Consider the following 22097-nt stretch of genomic DNA (forward strand, 5'->3'; position numbering starts at 1 on the left):
TTTTACTAATATTATAACAAAAAAGAAGAATATTTAAAAGCCTAAAAAAATAAATTTAAATAATTAAAAAATATAAGTTTTTGTTTTATTATACAGATATGATATAATTGTATAAAGAAAAAAGGGAGGAAATCAAATATGAGAAGTAATAAGAAAGTAAAATTACCAGTTGGAATATCTGATTTCAAGGATGTCATTGAAAATAATTACTATTATTTTGATAAGACAAAATTTATAGAAAATATTTTGGAAGATGGTTCTAAAGTTAAATTATTTACTCGCCCAAGAAGATTCGGAAAGACATTAAATATTTCAATGTTAAAATATTTTTTTAATGTTAAAAATAAATATGAAAATAAAAAGTTATTTGAAAATTTAGAAATTTCTAAAAGTGAATATTTTGAAAAACAGGGGAATTATCCAGTAATTTCTATCTCATTTAGAAATTATGACGAAGAAAACTGGGATGATGGGCTTAAAACTATTAAGGGAATATTAAAAAGGGTATATTCTGAATATAAATTTTTGACTGAAAAAATGGATGATATTGAAATAGAAGAATTTAATTCTGTGCGAAGGGGATTAGATTCAGTAGAATGGGAGGCATCGCTTATCAATTTGTCAAAATATTTATATGAATATTATGGGAAAAAAGTTGTGGTGTTAATAGATGAATATGATCAGCCAATAATAGATTCTTATGTAAAAGGTTATTATGACAAAGCTATCAGTTTTTTTAAAAGTTTTTATGGATTAGTTTTAAAAGATAATGAATACTTAGAGATGGGAGTTATGACGGGGATATTAAGAGTTGCAAAAGAGAATATTTTTTCGGGATTGAATAATTTAGAAGTTCACACAATTTTGGATAGTGAATTTACAGAATATTTTGGAGTTATGGAAAATGAAGTAGAGAATTCTCTTAAAGATTTTGAGCTGGAATATGAATTGGATGATGTTCAAAAGTGGTATAATGGATATTTATTTGGCAACAGAAAAGTTTATAATCCTTGGTCGATTATTAATTTTTTAAAAAGAGGAAAATTGAAGCCCTATTGGGTGAATACAAGTGGAAATGGACTTATAAAGTTGTATTTACAAAAATTAAAAAATGAAATTTTTGAAGATTTTTCAAAACTTTTAAATAAGGAAAGTATTTTCAAACGAATTAATGATAATATGACTTTTGGAAATTTGGAAGCTAATTTTGAAAAGAATATTTGGAATTTGTTTTTTCATAGTGGATATTTAACTTTGGCAGAAGAATACGAGGAAAATAAAGAAGAAACATATTTGAAAATTCCAAATGAGGAAATCTTAAAAATGTTCTCTGAAATGTTTATTGAAATATATTTTGAAAATTATGAAAATTTTTGGTCTTTGACTAATGCATTAAAAAAAGGAGATATTGATAAATTTAAATTAGAGTTGAATAAAGTTTTGTTAGAAAATGCTGGAGTTTTTGATGTTAATGGAAATTATAAAGAGCAATTTTATCACGGACTTATGCTTGGATTAGTTTTAATGTTGAAAAATGAGTATGAAATCGTATCGAATGGTTTTGCTGGAAAAGGACGATATGATTTGCTTTTGAAGCCTAAGAATATTTTGAAAGGAAAAGAAGGAATTATTATCGAATTAAAAGCTTTAAATATGGCAAAAAAATTAGACAAAGATAAAATTAAAGCAAAACTTGAAAATGAATGTGAAATTGCATTGAATCAAATTGATGAGAAAGAATATGGCTCTATTTTGAAAAATGCTGGGATCGAGAGAATGTTGAAAATTGGGATTGCATTTTTAGGAAAAGAATTTGAGATAAAATTTACAAGAGAATGAATTTATTAGAATTGTTCGTTAGAATTTGATAAAACAAATATTCTGAAGCTTAAATAAAAAAAATTAGGTTATCAGACAGGGGTTAATATATAAATAAAAAAATAAAAAAGAATAAATTTGGGAAAATATCTTTTAAAATTTTTGGAAAAAGGGTATACTATATTTGTATTTAATTTTTTGAAAGGAAGAATAAAATGGGAAAAAATAAGATAGAAAAAAAAGAATTGAAAAGAGATAATGTAGGACAAGAATACAAATGGAATTTATCTGATATTTATGAAAATTATTCAGCTTGGGAGAAGGATTTTGAGAAAGTTAGTGAGCTGAAAAAAGAATTGGCTGGATTTAAAGGGCAATTTGGGAATGAAGGAAAGTTATTGGAGTTTTTTCAGAAGCAGGAGGAAATGGATAAGATTTCTTATAAATTGTATCGGTATCCTCAGCTTGCGAGGGATTTGAACTCGTCGGATAAGGAGGCTGTGGAGCATTTGCAGAAGGTGCAGTTTTTATTTGCAGAGATTTCTACTGAATTGTCCTGGGTAAATTCGGAACTGGTTGATAATCGTGAGAATATTGAAAAATGGATTGAAAAAAAAGAATTTGATGATTATAGATTTGGACTGAAAAATTTGTTTAGATTGCAAAAGCATATTCTTGAGGAAAAGGAAAGCAAACTGCTGTCGTATTACAGCTCATTCTTTTCAGCACCGAGAAGCATTTATTCGGAAGTTACGGTTACGGATGTGGAATGGCCTCAAGTTACACTTAGTTCGGGAGAAAAGGTGGATGTAACGCCTGCCAATTATTCTAAAATTTTGTCTACAAATAGAAATCAGGAAGACAGAAAACTGATGTTTCAGACGTTTTATACAATTTATGAAAAGAAAAAAAATACAATTGCTGCAATTTATAACTCAATTTTGCAAAAAGGAATTGCTTCAAAGAAAGCCTACAATTACGATTCATTTTTGTTAAGCCATCTGGAAAGTGACAATATTCCAGAAGAAATTTACTTAAATCTTGTCAATACAGCGAAAAATAATACAAAACCATTGCAAAGATATTTAAAATTGAGAAAGAAAATTTTAGGACTTGAAAAATATTATAACTTTGACGGCTCAATTAATCTAATAGAATTTGACAAGGAATACGAATATGATGATGCGAAAGAAATAGTGCTAAATTCAGTTGCTCCGCTTGGAAAAGATTACGTAGAAAAAATGAAAAAAGCGATTTCAGAAGGCTGGCTGGATGTATTTGAGGCAAAAGGGAAAAGAACAGGAGCATATTCTGCAGGAGTTTACGGAGTTCACCCATATATGCTTCTGAATTATAACAAGACTTTAGACAGCGTATTTACATTGGCACACGAACTGGGACATACCTTGCACACTCTTTATTCAGATGAAAATCAGCCTTTCTTGATGGCAGACTACACAATTTTCGTAGCGGAAGTGGCTTCTACATTTAATGAAAGACTACTGCTTGACTATATGCTGGAAAATACCAATGATCCAAAAGAAAGAATTGCACTATTGGAGCAGGAAATTGGAAATATTGTTGGAACATTCTATTTTCAGGCATTGCTAGCAGATTATGAATATCAGGCACACAAGCTGGCAGAAGCTGGAGAACCAATTACAGCGGAAGTTTTGAGCAAAATTATGGAAGACTTGTTTGACAAATATTACGGCGACATAATTGAAAAAGATGATTTAATCTATATTTTCTGGGCAAGAGTTCCACACTTTTTCAACTCGCCATTTTACGTGTATCAATACGCAACTTGCTTTGCCTCATCAGCGATTTTATATGAAAAAATGATAAATTCAAGTGATGAAAACGAGAAAAAACAAACACTAGACAAATACATTCAATTATTAAGCTCAGGAGGAAATGACTTCCCAATGGAACAGCTTAAAAAGGCAGGAGTTGACTTGTCAAAAATTGAAACGATTAAGGCTGTGGCGAAACAGTTTAATTTGCTGTTAGATAAATTGGAAGTGGAAATTGGGAAGTTGTAGAAAGATATTGAAATATCACGACAAACGCATGAAGATTAGATTAAATTTTTAACAAAAGATAGTAAGAAGTCTCCGGCTTCTACAAGCGGGAGATGAATTGCTTTTTTTGTAAAAAAAATTGAAAAAAGGATATATTTATGATATAATTTATTCAGTGAAATAATATAAAAGTAGGTAATAATAATGTCATATAATAGTAATTATCATTCAGTATTTGATATAAATTATCATATGATTTTTTGTATAAAGTATCGAAGAGAAGTCATTAATGATGAAATTTCTAACAGATTGAAAGAGATTTTTGAAAAAATATGTCCGAAGTATAATATTGTTCTTAAAGAATGGGAACATGATGTTGATCATATTCATATGTTGATTAATGCTATGCCTAATACTGAACTTTCTAAGTTTGTAAATACTTACAAAAGTGCTTCCAGCAGGTTGATAAAAAAAGAATTTCCTGAAATAAGGGGAAGATTGTGGAAAGAATATTTTTGGAGTAGAAGTTACTTAGTTGTAAGTGTCGGAGGTGCACCGTTAGAAATAATTAAAAAATATATTCAAAATCAAAAGGAGGTGTAATTTTATGAAATATAATTTGGCATTCAGATACAGAATTTATCCAAATAAAGAGCAGGAATTATTGATAAACAAGACTTTTGGATGTGTTCGTTTTATTTACAATACAATTTTGTATACTGCGAATAAAATTTATGAAGAAACTGGAAAAAATAAAATAATTACACCTGCTAGTTTGAAAAGTGAAAACCAATTTTTGAAAGAAGTTGACAGTCTGGCACTTTCAAATGCTCAATTAAATGTAAGACGATCGTTTACGAATTTCTTTCAAAAGAGGGCAAAATTTCCAAGGTTCAAATCTAAAAAGAATAATATTAAAAGTTACACGACAAATTGTGTGAATAATTCAATACGAATTGAGGAAAACAAATATTTAGTTTTGCCAAAATTGAAAAAAGTAAAATTGAAATATCATAGAGAAATACCAAAGGATTATAAAATAAAGTCGGTAACACTAACAAACAGTAATGGAAATTACTATGTTTCTATTTTGACAGAATTTGAAAAAGAAATTCAAAAAATACCAAGTTGCAATAAAGTAATTGGGCTTGATTTTTCAATGTCTGAATTATTTGTCAGTTCTGAAAACCAAAGGGCTGATTATCCAAAATATTTTAGGATGTTGGAGAAAAAATTGAAGAAATTACAGAAATTATTGTCAAGAAAAGTGAAATTTTCTAAAAATTGGTATAAACAAAAAATGAAAATATCAAAATTACATGAGTATATCAAGAATTGTCGAAGAGATTTTTTGCATAAATTATCGAAAAAATTGTCTGAAACATATAATGCTGTGGTTGTCGAGGATTTGAATATGAGAGGAATGAGCCAGGCATTAAATTTTGGGAAAAGTGTAGGAGATAATGGATGGGGAATATTTTTGAGGATGCTTGAGTATAAGTTGATGTTTTTAGGGAAACAATTTTTGAAGGTAGATAAATGGTTTCCGTCATCGAAGACTTGTAGTAAATGCGGAAATATTAAAGAGGAACTGAAATTATCAGAAAGAAGTTATAAATGTGAGTGCTGTGGAATTGAAATTGATAGAGATTACAATGCGGCACTGAATATAAAAGACATTGGAAAATGGATGTTGGAATATTAGGAAATAAAAAAACAGGGCAGGGACTGCCCGAAGAGCTTGGTAAATATATTTGGCTAGCAAAAGCAGATACTTCCCAAGAAGCTCCCGCTTCTAAAAGCGGGAGTAGTTCACTACTCGCAAACATAGAAAAAATAGCTATAAAAAAAATTAACTAACAAAAAATTCAAAGGAGAACATAGATGAAGTTAATGCTCATATATGATTTGAATATCTTGAAAGAAAGGCTGATGTGAACCGCATGAATAAAAAAAAAGAATGCGAAGAGCTATGGGCAAAAAATAAATATTATGTATTAAGCAAATCGCATAAAGTGTACTTAGAAATAAGAAATTATTTGAAAGAAAAAGAAATTGATATTGTATTTATTAGTGAAAGAATACAAAAAGTAAGGGATATGAAAGAAAGTAAAAAAGATTTTAGTAATGCAATTCTTCATTTATGGGGATATTTTAAAAAAAAGGCAACGAAGATTGAAAAACAAGGATTATTTAACATTCTGGAAGAATATATGGGAGGGAGAAATAATCAGAAATCGGTAATTGAATATATCAATACTTTACTAAAGAAATATCCAAATAAATATTTACAAGAATCTACTTTATTAACAGGAGAAAAAGATGAGACTATGGCATGAACAAATTATTCATCTGTTGCCTAAAAACCAGCTTCTTGGTCAACATAGAGAATGTTGTGCGCTTAGGGGAAATGGATGGAAAAAGAAACATAAAACAGTAGATTATGTATTTTTATATTCTCCATATTATTTATTTGTTTATCATTCATTGGTTATGGATGAAATGGAAAAAAGAGGGTATAAAGTTTCTAAAGAATGGAGAGATAAGAATTATAGGGGAAAGAAAGCAGAAAATTATAATAATCTTGAAGAAAAAATTATAGATAGCCCAATTTACAAAGAACATGATAATGAATATTTAGTTGAGTGTATCGAAAATTTGCGAAAAAAAGGGATTAAATTGGAATTATAGATGTGATAGGAACCCAGAAAAAATCATAAAAAAGATAGGAAAGAAGAAGAGCTATTTCTGTTTCCAGGTAAAAGGGAACCAGAAGACTTTAAAAGAAGATATAGAAGATTACTTTGCTGACAAGGGATTCAGAAGAAAATGGAAAAAAGCAGGAACAGAAAAGGTATTACATAACGAATATAGCAGGGGGAGTGGAAGAATTTGTAAGAGCGGTAAGAGGACATTGGGCAATAGAAAGCTATCGCTGGATACTGGATGTGACTGACATTCAGAGAAGATGCAAGTAGGACATTGAACAAAAATGTGGCAAGAAACTTAAATATTCTAAGGAAATTAGCAATCTCAATACTAGAAGAGCTGCCGTTCAGAAAGAAATTTAGCAGAAGGATAAAGAGATATATCATATCATTAGATGTAAGAAGATATTTAAAATTATTTTTTGATATATGAAATGCTGTTGTAAAAAAAATGGATAAATATAAAGAAACAGTTTAAAATATTCATGCGTTTGTCGTGTTGAAATATAAAATAACTTGTACCCAAACTCAAAATATTGTATAATAAAAAAAATACACATAAATAGTTAATACATGAAATGGAAAGATAATTTGATATAGAAAAGAACAATATAAAAGGAGATAGTGTATTTATGAAAAAATAATTATGTTGGTTATATTAGCTATGACACTTGTAAGTTGTGCTTTATCTGAATTAAATGAAGCACGTGAAAGAAGAGCTGAAAGAGGAGAAAAATGTTACGAATATTTTAGTGGATATATACATTGTGAGGATAAATTCGGAAACAAGACATACTAATAAATAATAAACTTATATAGGAAGGGCAGTGGATTCTCGTTTAGGGAGGATGTATTTTGCTCTTTTTATTTTGGTTAAATAATTGTATTTTTTAATTAATTTTCTAATTAAAATCAATTCTGTTCTCAATATTAATAACATTGGCTTATTGTATTGACAATGTAATTATAAATTGGTACAATGAAGAAAAAAAGAGGTATTTGTTATGGCAAATGCAAATTTAAGTATTAGAGTTGATAAAGAAACAAAAGAAAAAGCAAACGAATTGTTTAACAAATTTGGCTTGACAATGACAACAGCAGTAAATATGTTCTTAAAAACTGCAATTAGAGAAAATAGAATCCCTTTTGAATTGAAATTGGAAGAAGAGCCAAATGAAGTGACTTTAGAAGCAATGAGAGAAGCTGATAGAATTGCAAGAGATGATAATGTAAAGGGATATGACAGCATAGAGGAGTTGAGAGAGGCACTTGGTGTATAAAGAAATAGGTTCACACTCAGAACTGTTTTAGTATGGTTCTGAGTTTTTTATGATATTATGAAGGAGTGGATTTTTTATGAAAAAAATATTTTTTGTTTTAATTATTATAATAATTTTAATTATAATATTTGTTAAATTATACAAAAGAAAGATAAAATCGGATTCAGAACATACAGCTGAAGAGTTTGTTAATAAACTCGATGAATTAGGATATTTTAAGTATGCTAAAAAAGGAGATGCTCCTTCTTTAAAGAAAGAAATGTTAGAGATGATAAGAAAATATGGAAGTGAAGGAACATTAACTACGTTATGGGATGAAAATGCAAATGTAGCAAAAGATTATAGATTTTATTTTTGTGATGGAGAAACAGTTTTTGAAGGGGATGGAATACCAGATTTGATAAATGATCTACAACCTTCATTTGAAAAATTTGGAGTTAAAATCAAAATTGACAGTTTTTCAGAAGAATGGGATGACGAAAAAGGATTAAGCACCAAAATTAAAATTAATGGCACAGAGTATGAAATTTTTAAAAATTTTAAAAAAAGTGGATGGGGAGAAGCTCCTATGAGAATAGCATATGCTGTAAATAAAGAACTTGAAAAAAAAGGAATAAATGAAAAAATTTATTTAATATCAGGTGGAAATGACGGGAAATTAGTATTTTTAACAGAAGAGCAACATAAATATATCTATGCCTTTTTTAAAGATTCCAAAGAAAAGCCTCTCGAATTGAATGAATGGGGAAAGGTAATGAAAACAGAGCCGTTGAATTTTTAATCTATTAAGAAAGGATAAATTTAAATGAAAAAAATAATTTTACTTTTCACAATAATTTTAGAATTTAATCTATTTTCAAATACACCGTATGATGAGTTTTCTCAAAAAGTGGAGAAATTGGAAGAAAAAATAAAAAATAGAGATAAAAAAGCAATTAATAATTTAGGAAATTTGTATGCAAAAGATGAAAATTCCCGCAATATTCCTAAAGCGAAAGAATATTATAGATTGGCAATAAAAAATGGTTCTGAAATTGCTAGTAAAAATCTTGAAATAGCAAATAAACTTCCAAAATTGTGTTCTGATGGAGCGATATGTGAAAATTGGACTACGATTAGATTTGTAGATAAAGATGGAAAAATTGTGAAAATGATAATAAAAGGGTTTCCTGTTAATAAAGAAGAAGTGACTGAGATTGAAAAACGGGAAATTAAAGGCGAAATAGAATATTTATTAAATGTTTTTCTTGAGAATGAAGAATTTGTAATTGTTGGGTATGCTGATAAAACCGAGAATAATAAAAATAAATTATCTTTATTGAGAGCTGAAAAAATGGCAGAATTTCTGAAACGAAATGAATTGAGAAAAGATATAAAAATTACTAAAATGATTGGAAAAGGAGCTGAAGATCCAATTGATACGAATGATACAGTAGAGGGAAGATACAATAATCGTCGTGTTGAAATTTTGTTAAAAAATGGGAAAGTTAAAAAAATTGATATTAGTAACTTGCTGAATCAACTGAAAGATGAATAAATTTTGAAAAAGTTTCGATTTTACAAAAAGATATGGTATAATCAATATTGAAAAAAGGTTGAAGGAGAAGGTGATTTTGATGAAAAAAATTTTTAATAAAAAGATTGGTATTTTAGTTTTTTCTTTGGTATGTGCTGGATTTTTGAATGCTAAACCTGTGAGAAGTGAGAATGAGGCTTTAAGACTTGTGCAAAATTCAATAATTAAGCATAGATTTGGTGGTAGTCAAGGAACGAAATGTATGAGATTTTATGTTGATGAAACAGCTGAAGAATTTGAAATTGATGTGCGAAGTAATAATGCGAAATGTGGTGGAGATCCAAGTGTTGAGCCACGTTTGTTTAGTTATACTGTGAATAAAATAACTGGAGAACTTGCGACAGATAATTTTAGTTATGCAGAAGATCAGGGAATAGACTGGGAAGGAGATTTTCTTCCGATAGATTAACTTTTAATATTTTGAAGCTATTAAGAAGTAGAGTCTAAATTATGAAAAAATTTATTTTAATATTAATATTTGTTTTGGGAAATTTTATTTTTGCAGAAGTAATGGATTAGGATACAGAGAGTTTTTTTACCTAAAACATAGGTTTATAGGGTTTAGTATTAGAACTAATAAATTAAAAAAAATATCATAGAATAGAGAAAAAGAGTTATCTAAATTCAATTACGAATATAGATAGCTTTTATTTTTGATTTATTCTTTTTTTCAATTCTCCTAATGGAATGGACTTGGAAGTTTTTATCAAATCCTTATAGACATTATTTAAATGCCTGATTACAGATTTATCAGTTATTCTTATACAAGTTTCGTGATTAAAGAGAAAGCCTGTAGTAGTAAAGTTTAAAGAACCTAAAAAGGCAATTTTGCTGTCGATTATGTAGATTTTACTATGAAGATTGTAGCTTTTTTCAAGAATATGTATATTGAAATTATCTCGTTTTGAGTAGTAAAATTCGTGGTTTATTGTTAGTTTTCTTAAAAAAAGGGTTAATATTCCAAAAATAATGGTAAGTGCTAAAAAATTATTTTTGGAAATTGGGAGTATATTTTTTGTAAAAGAAATATCGAAAATAAAGGATGTAAAGATTTCTAACGCTGCGATGGATAAAATAATATAAAAAAATATTAATAGGGACTTTCCCAAAAGAAACAACCATTTTTCAGAACCTAAAATAAGATTTTGGCTATATAAGTTCTTTTTTAAAAAAGGATAAATTCTTTCGTTATCTTTTGAAATAATGTTTACTTGAACATCTTTGTTTAATGCCTCAAAAATATCTTCAGTTATCATATCCCCACTTAAAAAGGGAGAAATTACCGTAATTGATTTTTTAGCTTTCTGTATTGCATTTCTAACACTAATTCCAGCCTTTTTCCCAATATAAATATCACAGGAAATTCCTTCTAAAAAAGATTGTTCAAATTTTGGGATGCTTTTTTTTCTTTCAGTTTTTGTTTTTACAGTTTTTTTTGTTGAATTATTTGTTCGTTTTGTTGTAGTTTTTTTCATTATTTTTCCTTCTCTTTATTTAGATCTGAACTTTTGAAAAATTCAGAAATTTCCTTCATCGTTCGTTTATCCTTTAGAATACTGGTATGAGTCGTATTTTCAATAATTTTGAAATTATCAGATTTCATTTTTGCAGTTTTTAGAGGCACCATTCCATCGTCTTCTCCACGAATTATCATCGAATACAGCGGATTATTTGTCTTATTTCCAATTAAAATCATATAGTCGTAATCAGGCTCGCCAAGCTGATTTACAAAACTGTCTTTTTTTGTACTAAATTGGGGAACGACTTTTCCAAGCATAGATGGGAGTTTGTCTACAAAAGGAACATCTGCCAGATGGCTTCCGTGAGATGGTGGGGAAATAAATACGACTTTTCCTAGATTTTCAAGCGGATTTTCCTTTAAATAATACCGAAGGATTCCAGTTCCCATGGAATGTGCCACAAAATTAATTTTTATATTTTGATTAAAATTTTTGTTTATTTTTTTATGAAAATTTTCTGAGAGAATCTGCTCTTTAATAGTTTCAATATTTGGCTCTATATAAAGATCAGAAATTTCCTCAGCAGTTTCTTTCGTTGTGGGATACTGAATATTAATAATCCTGTAATTGTCCTTAAAATTTTGAGCAATGCTTTCCATATCTGAACTTTTTCCATAAATACCATGAAGAAGTACCAAAAAATCCTGATTTTTCCGAGATTTATCATTCTTTTCATAATAGATTTTAATTTTATATTCGTGATAGAGAAGTTTAGCTATGATATTTTTTGCTATAACAATTTCGGCTGCCTTAAATGTTGAACCAATTAATATATCTTTCATTATTTCTTTCATTTTTTACGGTTATTCCTTTTCATCATATTCCGTCACTATTTTCCTTTAAAAAATTAAGTCGATAAAATTCAAAAATCCCCATTTCTCCAAGTTTTGGAACATATTCATCAATTTGCTCAATATATTCTGAAATTTTTTCTCCTTGCCCGCCAGTTGCGATAACATAAGCATTTGGGAAAAACTTTTTGTATTGCAGAATTAGTTCTTTTATTGAGCCGACATTTCCGTAAAAGATGCCAGCATTAATTTGAGAAACTGTATTTATTCCCAGAACAGTTTCAGGCTCTGTAAATTCGATTTTGGGCAAAGCGGCAGTATTGCTAAATAGGGCGTTTATTGAAAGTGCAATTCCTGGGATAATGCATCCGCCCATATAAGTTGAATCCTTTATCATGTCAAAGGTTGTGGCTGTTCCAAAGTCAATTATTAAAAGTTCCTTTTCTGGATAAAGTTTTTTTGTCGCCAAAATATCTACAATTCTGTCTGCCCCAAGTCCACGTTCCATATTTGGCAAAATTTTTATTTCTTTTATCTTATTTTCTACATTGTCAAGCGTTACAAAAGTTGGATCAATTTCAAAATATTTTTTTCCAAGCCTTGTAAAGTTTTCATTAATGTTTGGAACAACCGATGAAACTATAATATTTTTTATATTTGAAATTTCCAGATTTTTGCTTTTTGAAAATTCGTTTAACATTATAAAAAGAGTATCTTCCGTAAACTCCAAATGTGTCGGTATTCTGAATGTTGCTAAAATATTTCCATCTTCATTATAAAAAATTGGTACAATATGTGTATTTCCAATATCAAATCCTAAAATCATAATTTTTTTCCTTTCTATAAAAAACTATTTTTAATTTCTTTATTTTTTAACAATTTTATTTAATTTCTAGTAATTTTACTTCATAAATAATCCAATGTAGGCCATAATAGATAAAATAACTCCCACAATTGCTTCTCCGCTCATTAGTCCATTTGATATTAAAAGCAGTTTTGAATGGGAATTTTTTGAAACCTTATTTCCTATAAAACTTACAAGCCCTCCTAAAAATACTGTTGAAGTCAAGTAAAATGGAACATAAATTCCAATTCCGAAAGTTAAGACTGGCAAATTTAAAAGGCTTAAAATTAGTCCAGCTACAAGGCCCATAAAGAAAATTCCTAAAAATGGGATTCCATTTATTACTGTCGCTACGATGGAAGCCTGTAATGCAATTAATTCAGTATTTTCAACAGGTCCGATTACTTTGTAGACTTTGAAAAATACGAAAAATAAAAATGTTATTACGAATGAACTTACGATTGCACCAATTAATTCTCCAAAAAGCTGTTCTGATGGCTTTACTTTCATTTTGTACCCTGATTTAAAGTCATTTAAAATATCGCCTGCAAGTCCGCAAGCAACTGTTATAATGCAGGCCAGCATAAATAATATTAAGGTATTTAAATTTGTATAAAATTTTATTCCGCCAATATTTAAGCCATTTAGCATTTTATTTAAGAATGAAATTAATAAAATTGTAATTATAGCGTAAATTTCCATTGGATTGACCCCAGTTTTTCCAGTTGAATATCCAGCGATTATTGTACATAAAATTGAAATCAGCACTAAAATTAATGAAAGAAAAATTGGTAATTTATAAATAAAAGTTATAATAATTATGGAAATAACCGATAAAACGAGTAATTTTACTACAATGCTTTTATTTTCTGTATCCTTTTTCATTTTATTTACAAAAATAATTTTTAAAACTATAGCAATACCAATTCCAATCATAAATCCCATTCCAAAACTGTTTTTCATAATAGGGAAATCAGCAATTTTAAACATTTTTGCAAGTGGCTCTCCAATAAAAAGAACAATCGCACCACCTAAAAACCAGACAAATGTATTTATAAATCCAAGTACATATCCTATTCCAACTAAAAGTGGCGATATATAAATACTAAAAAGTCCATTTTTTAGTGTAACTACTGTTGGAATAAGAGATGCTTTTCCTTTTGTAGAGCTAAAATCACGAAAAAAGGCGACAATTGAGCTAAATAATGTTCCAAAAGCTACATAACGGATATTTTCCGCACTTTTTCCTGAATCTACAAGATTATAGGCAGCTTCTCCAATTGGAAATTCCAATTTTTCCTCTTCGATCAATTTTGCACGAAAAATATATGATAAAAATGCCCCTGCGATACTTCCACTTAAAATAGCTAAAAGCAGCTGATACTGATTAATATCCGTTAATTTTCCACCTAGAATAATGTAGGCAGGCATTGTAAAGGCAACTCCTCCAGCTACCATTGAACCAGCACTCATAATAGTATGTGCAACTGTAATTTCCTTGTTATTTGTCTTTTTAAATAAACTTAATGTTATCATAGATAATAGTGTAACCATTATAGTTGGCCATGGCAATGCTCCAAATTTTAATGCAATGTAGAAAGAGCTAGAAGACACTAGAATTGCTCCAATAATTCCTGTGAAAACTGCTGGAAATGTTATATTTATTCCGTTCCTCTCAGTTTTTGTTGCTACTTTTTTTGTTTTTCCCATTAATTTTCCTCCCATTTTTTAATTTTATATAAAAATATGTCTTCTTGTTAAAATTTTACTTCATTTATATGGCTTTTGTCAATGAAATTTTTAGAAATATAATTTAGTATTTATATGATTTTTTATTTAATGGATTTTTGTAAATTAATTGTAAAAATAAAAACTATAAAAATTGAATAACAAAGGCAAAATGAACTTTCAATATTAGATTTATTAGAAATTATAATAAATTTTTGAATTTATTATTAAAATATATAAAAAATTGTGGTATAATGTGAAAATATGAGTATAAACAAAAAATTGAATAAAAATAAAATAATTTTTGGAAGAGGAGAATAGAATATATGTTATTAGAATTAAGGGAACTTCAGAAAAATACAAAAGAGTATTTGGGAAAAGAAATTGAAATTAACGGATGGGTAAAAAAAATTAGAAGTCAAAAGAACTTTGGGTTTATCGAGTTAAATGATGGAACTTTTTTTACTGGGATTCAAGTTGTGTTTGATGAAGCATTGGAAAATTTTGAAGAAATTTCTAAACTTACAATTTCAACTTCTGTTAAAGTTACAGGAATTGTGGTAGAATCGTTGGGGAAAGGACAGGATTATGAAATTAAGGCAACAAAAATTTCTGTTTATCAAAAGGCTGATTCAGATTATCCATTGCAAAATAAAAGACATACATTTGAGTTTTTGAGAACAATTGCACATTTACGTCCTAGAACTAATGCTTTTTTTGCAACATTCAGAGTGCGTTCAATCTTGTCTTATGCAATTCATAAATTCTTTCAGGAAAAAAACTTTGTATATGTGCAAACACCAATAATTACTGGAAGTGATGCGGAAGGTGCTGGAGAAATGTTTAGACTTACAACGCTTGATATAAATAATGTTCCAAGAACTGAAAATGGAAGTATTGACTTTAAGCAGGATTTTTTTGGAAAAGAAGCAAATCTTACAGTAAGTGGACAGTTAAATGTTGAAACATTTGCAACAGCATTTAAAAATACTTATACTTTTGGACCGACATTCAGGGCTGAAAAATCTAATACTCCAAAACATGCGGCAGAATTTTGGATGATGGAGCCTGAAATTGCATTTGCTGATTTGGATGTAAATATGGATATTATTGAAGAAATGATAAAATATATTGTAAATTATGTGAGAGAAAATGCTAAGGAAGAAATGGAATTTTTCAATAAATTTGTAGATAAAGATCTATTTGCTAGATTGGATACTTTGGTAAATAATAAATTTGATAGAATTACTTATACAGAAGCAATTGAAATTTTGAAAAATGCAAAAAAAGACTTTGAATATGAAGTTGAATGGGGAATTGATTTACAAACTGAGCATGAAAGATATTTGGCTGAAGAGCATTTTAAAAAACCAGTATTTGTAACTGATTATCCTAAAGATATAAAAGCATTTTATATGAAATTAAATGAAGATGGTAAAACAGTAAGAGCGGTTGACTTATTGGCACCTGGAATTGGAGAAATTGTAGGTGGAAGTCAAAGGGAAGATGATTATGATACCCTTTTAGGAAAAATTCGTGAAATGGGATTAAAGGAGGAAGATTACTGGTGGTATCTTGACTTAAGAAAATATGGAAGTGTGCCGCATTCAGGATTTGGTCTTGGATTTGACAGAATGCTTATGTATATTACAGGGATGACAAATATCAGAGATGTAATTCCGTTCCCAAGAACGACTAAAAATTTAGAGTTCTAATTATTTAGGAGGAACAAAATGGGAAAAACAAAAAGAGTGATGATGATGGTGGCTATTCTTTTTACTTTTGCAACAGTTGTAAAGGGAAATTACTATATTGCAGAAAATACAGAAACTGAAGGTGGAGATGCTACAACTGTAAATGAAGAAGAAAGTATTGTCCCGCCGACAACTAAGGCTGATGAAACTACAAAAAAAGCATTTAAGCCGCCAAAGGAAGAGGCAGTAAAGCCAAAGGAAAGAGATACTGGAACAATGCCTGCAACACAGACTGAAGATGTATCTACAGAAGCAAAGTATAATTCATATACAAATTATGAAAATGCGACACTTGCTAAAAAAAGTTCATCGGCTACATTTAGAATGGCTCAGCTGTATTTTAGGGATGGGCTTTATGAAAAGGCTGTAAATCTGGCATTGAAGGATGAAAATCCTGACATTCCTGTTATGTATGTAATTGCGATTGGATCTCGACTTATGGGAAATAATGACAGATCAATTGACTATTACACTAGAATTTTATCACAAGATGAAAATCAGGCTGAAGCAAAATTAGGAATAGGTATTGCTTATAAATCAAAAGGGGATTTTTCAAAGGCATTGGGATATTTAAGAGACTATAATTCTACACATTCTGATGATGAAGTAAAAAAGGAAATTACAATATTAAATGAAATATTAGCTGGTTCAAGATAAAAAATAGGGGGGATTATTGTGGAATGGCTTAGACTAAAGGAATATGGGATGAAAAATAACCATATAAAAAAATTGATGTTGATTTTTCAAGATTTTGAAGAATTATTTTATGAGGAAAATTTTAAATTGTTTAATGATGAGTTAAAACATCAGCTGGAAGAGTCAATGAAAATTGATATGAAGGAAAGAATAGAACTTTATGAGCGAAACAAGGTAAGAATAATTAGTGTAAATGATAAGGAATATCCAAAGAAATTAAAAAAAATAAAAGATTATCCAGTATTTTTGTACTTAAAGGGGAAAAAACTGAAGGATTATGAGAAAATAAAAATTGATAAAGATAAGATTTCAGTGGAAAATAAGCGAAATATAGCGGTTGTAGGTACAAGAAGAGCTACAAAATTTGGAAAAACAGCTTGCGAGAAAATTATAAATGAACTTGTAAATTATGATGTGACTTTAATTAGCGGTCTTGCAGAGGGAATTGACACAGTTGCCTTAAAAACTGCACTTGATAAGGGAATAGAAGTTGCATCGGTAGTGGGGACAGGGCTGGATATTGTATATCCCTATGACAATCGGGGCTTGTGGGAAAGGATAGCGGAAACTGGAACTATTATAAGTGAATATCCGTTGGGAACACAACCTACTAGGTGGACTTTTCCAAGAAGAAATCGGATTATTGCAGGAATGTCAGATGGAATTTTGGTGGCTGAAAGTTTCAAAAAAGGCGGTGCATTAATTACTGCAGAATTGGGATTTAGTATGAACCGTGAAATTTTTGCTATTCCAGGATTCATAAATTATCCATCTTTTGAAGGTTGTAATGATTTGATTAAAAATAATAAGGCAAAATTAATAACTTGCGGAAATGATATTGCGATTGAATTTTTGTGGGATATAAAAAAGGAAAAAAGTAAATTACAAAAATTGACAGAGGAAGAGCAGACTGTATTTGAAACGATTACAGAGGAAGTAAGTTTTGAACAGATATTGCAAAATGTGAAGGAAAAAATTGAGAAAAATAAATTATTCTCAATAATTATGAGTTTAAAAATTAAAGGATTGATTACAGAAACAAATGGGGCGAAGTATATAAGAATAGTATAATTAAAGTGAGAAAATATGAGAAATTTAGGGAAGGAATAATATGGCAATAAAGTATTCAAAAAATGAAATTTTAGAAATGATAGAGAATGCAAAATTTGATATTAGAAGTTTTTATAAACAAGATTTTGTAAACTATGCAGGGAAAACAAAAGATTCAAGAGAATATTACACAGAAATTATTGCAGAATGGTTATTGAGTCACGTTGACTTATTTAATAAGATAAAGCTAATAAATAGAGAAGGAAGTTATAGAATAGAGAGCCATGATGGAAAAATTATAAATCAAGAGTCAAATCGTGCAGAAGAAAAAATTGCTATGAAATTATTTGATTATTCGCAAAATAAGGGAGAAATTTTTGATAAAATTGGGAAAATTATAGATTATCAGACACCTTTAAAAAATATACAAACAGATGATGCTGGTAAAATAGATTTGCTTGCTTATAATGAAGACACTGACACTTTAAGAATTTTAGAATTAAAAAAATCAGATAGTAAAGAAACTATGTTAAAATGCCTGTTGGAAGTTTATACCTATTTAAAAATTGTAAATAAAGATAAACTTTTAAAAGATTTTGGATTACCAAAAAATACGATAGTTAAAGCCTCTCCACTTGTATTTTTTGAAGGGATGCAGTATATGGAAATGCAGGAAGACAGGAAAAATTTAAAAAAATTAATGGAAAAAATGGAAATAGAACCAGTCTATTTAATTGAAGAAAATGGAAAATATAAAGTGAAATTATAAGAATTTAGAAAATAATTTTAAAAATAAAAAAATATTTATAAATAGAGAAAGAAATAAGGAGAAAATAGAGTTGGCTAGAAAGTTAGTTATTGTTGAGTCACCATCAAAGGCAAAGACCATTGAAAAAATACTTGGAAGAAATTATGAGGTTGTTGCATCTTACGGGCATGTGATTGATTTGCCAAAAACTAAAATCGGAATAGATGTGGAAAATAATTTTGAGCCGCAGTATAAGGTTATAAAGGGGAAAGGTGAGATTTTAAAAAAATTAAAGGAAAAGGCAAAAAAGGCAAGTAATATTTACCTGGCTTCGGATCAGGACAGGGAAGGGGAAGCTATTGCCTGGCACATTTCAAATTATATTAAGCAGCCTGATAAAACTAGGAGAATTGAATTTAACGAGATAACTAAGACAGCTGTAAATAATGCAATTAAAAGTCCGAGGGATATTAATGATAATCTTGTGAATGCACAGCAGGCTAGAAGATTGCTAGATAGGATAGTTGGTTATAAAATAAGTCCACTTTTATGGAAGATAATTAATCGTAATGCAAGTGCTGGACGGGTTCAGTCGGTTGCGTTAAAGTTGATTTGCGACCTGGAAGATGAAATAAATGCGTTTGTTCCGCAAAAATATTGGGAAGTCAGTACATTAATTGAAAAAGATATTAACCTTAATTTAGTAAAAATTGCAGATGAGAAAGTGAATAAAATATTTGATGAAAAAGTTATAAAAAAACTAAAAAAAGACTTGAAAAATGAATCGTTGACACTTGAAAAAATAGAAATTAAGAAAAAATCTCAAAAACCGCCACTTGTATTTAAAACGAGTACGTTACAGCAGCTTGCTTCATCATATCTTGGATATGGCGCAAGTAAAACTATGAGAATTGCGCAGCAGCTTTATGAAGGGCTTGAGATTGATGGGGGAAATAAAGGGCTTATAACTTATATGAGAACAGATTCAACAAGAATTTCCATTGATGCGATAAATATGGCAAAGGATTACATAATTCAAAATTACGGGGAGAAATATGTGGGGAAATATGTCGTAAAAAATTCAAAGTCAAATGTTCAAGATGCACATGAAGGAATTCGTCCATCTGACATTAACTTGGTTCCTGATAATATAAAGGGATATTTGACAAATGAGCAGTATAAGTTGTATAAATTAATTTGGGATAGGTTTTTAGTTTCACAGTTTGCAGCGATGCAGTATGAGCAAATGCAAATTAATGCTACGAATAAAGATTATCATTTTAGGGGAACGATTAATAAGGTTATTTTTGATGGATATTACAAAATTTTTAAAGATGAAGATGAAATTAAAACTGGAGATTTTCCAGAATTAAAAGAAGGAAGTGTTCATCCAATTGAAAAATTAAATGTTGAAGAAGGAATTACAAAGCCGCCAACAAGATTCTCAGAAGCAACTCTTGTAAAAAAGTTAGAATCTGAAGGAATTGGACGTCCATCAACTTATGCTTCGATTGTCGAAACTTTGAAAACAAGGGAATATGTGGAAATTATTGAAAAACGTTTTTTTCCAACATATTTGGGATATGAAGTAAAAGATGAACTTGTGAAAAATTTTAAAGACATTATGAATGTGAAATTTACAGCGAATATGGAAAAAGAACTGGATAAAGTTGAAGAAGGGACTGTTGAGTGGGTTCAGCTTTTGAGAGATTTTTATAGTTCATTGGAAAAGGATATTGTTAAGTTTGAAAAAGAAATTGATGAAATAAAAAAACGAAGAGTTGTGGCAGATGTAATGGATTCTGAAGGGAATCCAATGATTTTAAAAACTGGGTTGTATGGAAAATATTTGATTAGTGAAGCAAATGAGAAGGAAAAAATTTCATTAAAGGGAATTCCTGTGTCGCCTGAAGAAATCAAAAAGGGAGAAATTTTTGTAAAGGAAGCAGTTGAAAAACTTCAAAATAACAAAAAGGGAATTCCGACTGATTATACTGATGAAAATGGAGTTAAATATGTATTGAAAGTTGGAAGATATGGAGAATATCTTGAAAGCGAAAATTATGAAACAGATGAAAAACGAATGTCGTTGCCGCTGGAATTGAAGCAAAAATATAGAAAAGGTTCTGTAATAGAACTAGATGGTGTTTTGCAAATAAATGAGGAAATGAAACGGCTTTACGAAATTGATAAAAAATTAATAGAAGAAGCTGGAGTTTGTGAATTTTGTGGAAGACCTTATGAAATAAAAGTTGGAAGATATGGGAAATTCCTTGCTTGTACTGGTTATCCAGAATGTAAGACAATAAAAAATATAAAAACTGGAAAAGTGACGAAAGTAACTGAAAAGGAAGAAAAAGCAAAAACTAAAAAAACTGCTAAAAAATCAACTTCCAAAGTAAAATCGTCTACTGCAAAAAAGAAAAAAACAGCAACAGCTAAAAAGAAGAAAACAACTAAAAAATCGTAAAGATAAGAAGGTAAAAATATGAAGAAAAATGGAATGGATAAGTTATTTGACAAATATATGAAGAAAATTCAGTCTGGAGATACAAAGGCTATGAATGAAATTGCCCTTATTTTTCAAAATAACTATGAAGATGAAAATGCAGAAAAATGGTTTTTGAAGGCTATTGAAGCTGGAGATTATTCGTATGCCAATAATTTAGGATATTTATATGCCAGTCGTCATGATTTTGAAAATGCAGAAAAGTATTATCAGATTGCAATTAAAAATAATGATTATGATGCTTTAAATAATTTAGCAATTTTGTGTGAGCAATATGGAAAAATTGAAGAGGCGGAAAAATATTATTTAGAGTCAGTTGAGAAAAATTGTGAAGGTGCAGAAAAAAATTTACTTATGTTTTATGATAGTACTAATCAAACTGAAAAAGCAAAAGATCTTTATTTACATTTAGCTTGGAAAAATGATATTGATGCGATGAATCGGTTAGGAATGATTTTTGGAAATGAAGGGAATTTTAAGGAATCTGAAAAATGGTTTTTAAAGGCTGCAGCATTGGGAGATGAACATGCCAAGAATAATTTAAAAATATTAAAAGAAAACGTAAAAAAGTAAAATAATTTTTATGTTCATAAATAAGTTTTCGTTTTATAAAAATTATGGCGAAAGAAATACATTCGTATTTAGTTATTTTTCCTTTAACGAAATTTTGCTTATTTAATGTTTTCCAAATTTGAGAACTTAAATATAATAATCTTTATAATTTAATGTAGAATGTCGTGATTTTTTTTGGAATGAAAACAACTAAACACATTTATGTGTTTCTTTCCCTATAACCTTTATAGCAAATATGTTTTATGGAGTTGTTCTATAATTTTTATTTGTGAAAGTGAGTGTTAGCGAATTTCGTTTTCGTAGTAATTCAAGTTTATCCAAATAATGAATGTTTAGACTACTTTCCCAAATAAAATTTGGGAATATTTCAAAAAAATGCTTAGACGAGCCAGGGATAGTGCATAGTACTTTCGCTATTCGTCATTATTTAAATATGTTAAAATAACTGTTATTGCGAAATAAAGGGAAATGACGATTG

At 29.0% G+C, this 22097-nt stretch carries 23 protein-coding genes; 19 read left to right on the plus strand and 4 right to left on the minus strand.

Annotation, left to right across the window (positions count from 1 at the left end):
- Positions 1–138 precede the first annotated feature (138 nt).
- The 13 genes from FVE73_RS04380 to FVE73_RS04440 all read left to right on the plus strand — a co-directional run bounded on the left by FVE73_RS04380 (position 139) and on the right by FVE73_RS04440 (position 9815).
- Positions 139–1839, plus strand: a complete 1701-nt coding sequence (locus FVE73_RS04380; RefSeq protein ID WP_018499454.1) for an AAA family ATPase — start codon at positions 139–141, stop codon at positions 1837–1839.
- A 194-nt stretch (positions 1840–2033) separates the two neighbouring features.
- Positions 2034–3863, plus strand: a complete 1830-nt coding sequence (gene pepF / locus FVE73_RS04385) for an oligoendopeptidase F (RefSeq protein ID WP_018499456.1) — start codon at positions 2034–2036, stop codon at positions 3861–3863.
- 183 nt (positions 3864–4046) lie between these two features.
- Complete coding sequence (gene tnpA, locus FVE73_RS04390) at positions 4047–4445, plus strand: IS200/IS605 family transposase (protein ID WP_094079471.1); 399 nt, start codon at positions 4047–4049, stop codon at positions 4443–4445.
- Between the two features lie 4 nt (positions 4446–4449).
- Positions 4450–5547 carry an RNA-guided endonuclease TnpB family protein gene (locus FVE73_RS04395; protein WP_146997835.1) on the plus strand — a complete coding sequence of 366 codons (1098 nt, stop codon included), beginning with the start codon at positions 4450–4452 and terminating at the stop codon, positions 5545–5547.
- Complete coding sequence (locus FVE73_RS04400; RefSeq protein ID WP_175284480.1) at positions 5529–5702, plus strand: hypothetical protein; 174 nt, start codon at positions 5529–5531, stop codon at positions 5700–5702. The genes FVE73_RS04395 and FVE73_RS04400 overlap by 19 nt, the downstream gene beginning before the upstream one ends.
- An 83-nt stretch (positions 5703–5785) precedes the next feature.
- Positions 5786–6181 (plus strand): YbgA family protein, encoded by a 396-nt coding sequence (locus FVE73_RS04405; protein ID WP_018499572.1) that lies wholly within the window; start codon positions 5786–5788, stop codon positions 6179–6181.
- On the plus strand, positions 6165–6533 hold the full coding sequence (locus FVE73_RS04410) for a TIGR02328 family protein (protein WP_018449823.1): 369 nt from the start codon (positions 6165–6167) through the stop codon (positions 6531–6533). Before FVE73_RS04405 ends, FVE73_RS04410 begins: the two co-directional genes overlap by 17 nt.
- A 113-nt stretch (positions 6534–6646) precedes the next feature.
- Complete coding sequence (locus FVE73_RS04415) at positions 6647–6820, plus strand: hypothetical protein (RefSeq protein ID WP_155822778.1); 174 nt, start codon at positions 6647–6649, stop codon at positions 6818–6820.
- A gap of 376 nt (positions 6821–7196) precedes the next feature.
- Entirely contained in the window at positions 7197–7349 is a 153-nt protein-coding gene (locus tag FVE73_RS04420) for a hypothetical protein (protein WP_018499573.1), read from the plus strand.
- A gap of 205 nt (positions 7350–7554) precedes the next feature.
- Positions 7555–7830 (plus strand): type II toxin-antitoxin system RelB/DinJ family antitoxin, encoded by a 276-nt coding sequence (locus FVE73_RS04425; RefSeq protein WP_018499574.1) that lies wholly within the window; start codon positions 7555–7557, stop codon positions 7828–7830.
- A gap of 76 nt (positions 7831–7906) precedes the next feature.
- A complete protein-coding gene (locus FVE73_RS04430; RefSeq protein ID WP_018499575.1) occupies positions 7907–8611 on the plus strand; it encodes a hypothetical protein in 705 nt (234 codons plus the stop codon).
- A gap of 24 nt (positions 8612–8635) precedes the next feature.
- Positions 8636–9367 carry an OmpA family protein gene (locus FVE73_RS04435; RefSeq protein ID WP_018499576.1) on the plus strand — a complete coding sequence of 244 codons (732 nt, stop codon included), beginning with the start codon at positions 8636–8638 and terminating at the stop codon, positions 9365–9367.
- 79 nt (positions 9368–9446) lie between these two features.
- Positions 9447–9815, plus strand: coding sequence for a hypothetical protein (locus FVE73_RS04440; protein WP_018499577.1), 369 nt, complete (start codon positions 9447–9449; stop codon positions 9813–9815).
- Positions 9816–10053: 238 nt separating this feature from the next.
- On the opposite strand, the gene FVE73_RS04445 is transcribed toward FVE73_RS04440, so the two are convergent.
- The 4 genes from FVE73_RS04445 to FVE73_RS04460 form a co-directional block, all read right to left on the minus strand.
- Entirely contained in the window at positions 10054–10881 is an 828-nt protein-coding gene (locus tag FVE73_RS04445; RefSeq protein WP_018499578.1) for a phospholipase D-like domain-containing protein, read from the minus strand.
- Positions 10881–11720: an esterase/lipase family protein gene (locus tag FVE73_RS04450; protein ID WP_018499579.1), complete on the minus strand. Its 840-nt coding sequence runs from the start codon at positions 11718–11720 to the stop codon at positions 10881–10883. The genes FVE73_RS04445 and FVE73_RS04450 overlap by 1 nt, the downstream gene beginning before the upstream one ends.
- 22 nt (positions 11721–11742) lie before the next feature.
- On the minus strand, positions 11743–12543 hold the full coding sequence (locus FVE73_RS04455; protein ID WP_018499580.1) for a type III pantothenate kinase: 801 nt from the start codon (positions 12541–12543) through the stop codon (positions 11743–11745).
- A 75-nt stretch (positions 12544–12618) separates the two neighbouring features.
- Positions 12619–14271, minus strand: coding sequence for an OPT/YSL family transporter (locus FVE73_RS04460; protein WP_018499581.1), 1653 nt, complete (start codon positions 14269–14271; stop codon positions 12619–12621).
- Between the two features lie 344 nt (positions 14272–14615).
- Here FVE73_RS04460 and asnS point away from each other — a divergent pair, with 344 nt between their 5' ends.
- The 6 genes from asnS to FVE73_RS04490 all read left to right on the plus strand — a co-directional run bounded on the left by asnS (position 14616) and on the right by FVE73_RS04490 (position 21619).
- Positions 14616–16004 carry an asparagine--tRNA ligase gene (gene asnS / locus FVE73_RS04465; protein WP_018499582.1) on the plus strand — a complete coding sequence of 463 codons (1389 nt, stop codon included), beginning with the start codon at positions 14616–14618 and terminating at the stop codon, positions 16002–16004.
- Between the two features lie 18 nt (positions 16005–16022).
- Positions 16023–16700, plus strand: a complete 678-nt coding sequence (locus FVE73_RS04470; protein WP_018499583.1) for a tetratricopeptide repeat protein — start codon at positions 16023–16025, stop codon at positions 16698–16700.
- Positions 16701–16718: 18 nt separating this feature from the next.
- A complete protein-coding gene (dprA, locus tag FVE73_RS04475) occupies positions 16719–17810 on the plus strand; it encodes a DNA-processing protein DprA (protein ID WP_018499584.1) in 1092 nt (363 codons plus the stop codon).
- Positions 17811–17850: 40 nt separating this feature from the next.
- Positions 17851–18558, plus strand: a complete 708-nt coding sequence (locus FVE73_RS04480) for a hypothetical protein (RefSeq protein WP_018499585.1) — start codon at positions 17851–17853, stop codon at positions 18556–18558.
- Between the two features lie 70 nt (positions 18559–18628).
- On the plus strand, positions 18629–21007 hold the full coding sequence (gene topA, locus FVE73_RS04485; RefSeq protein ID WP_018499586.1) for a type I DNA topoisomerase: 2379 nt from the start codon (positions 18629–18631) through the stop codon (positions 21005–21007).
- 18 nt (positions 21008–21025) lie between these two features.
- On the plus strand, positions 21026–21619 hold the full coding sequence (locus FVE73_RS04490; protein ID WP_018499587.1) for a tetratricopeptide repeat protein: 594 nt from the start codon (positions 21026–21028) through the stop codon (positions 21617–21619).
- The last annotated feature ends 478 nt before the right edge of the window (positions 21620–22097 follow it).

Origin of the sequence: Leptotrichia wadei, assembly GCF_007990545.2 — a bacterium.
GTDB lineage: Bacteria > Fusobacteriota > Fusobacteriia > Fusobacteriales > Leptotrichiaceae > Leptotrichia > Leptotrichia wadei.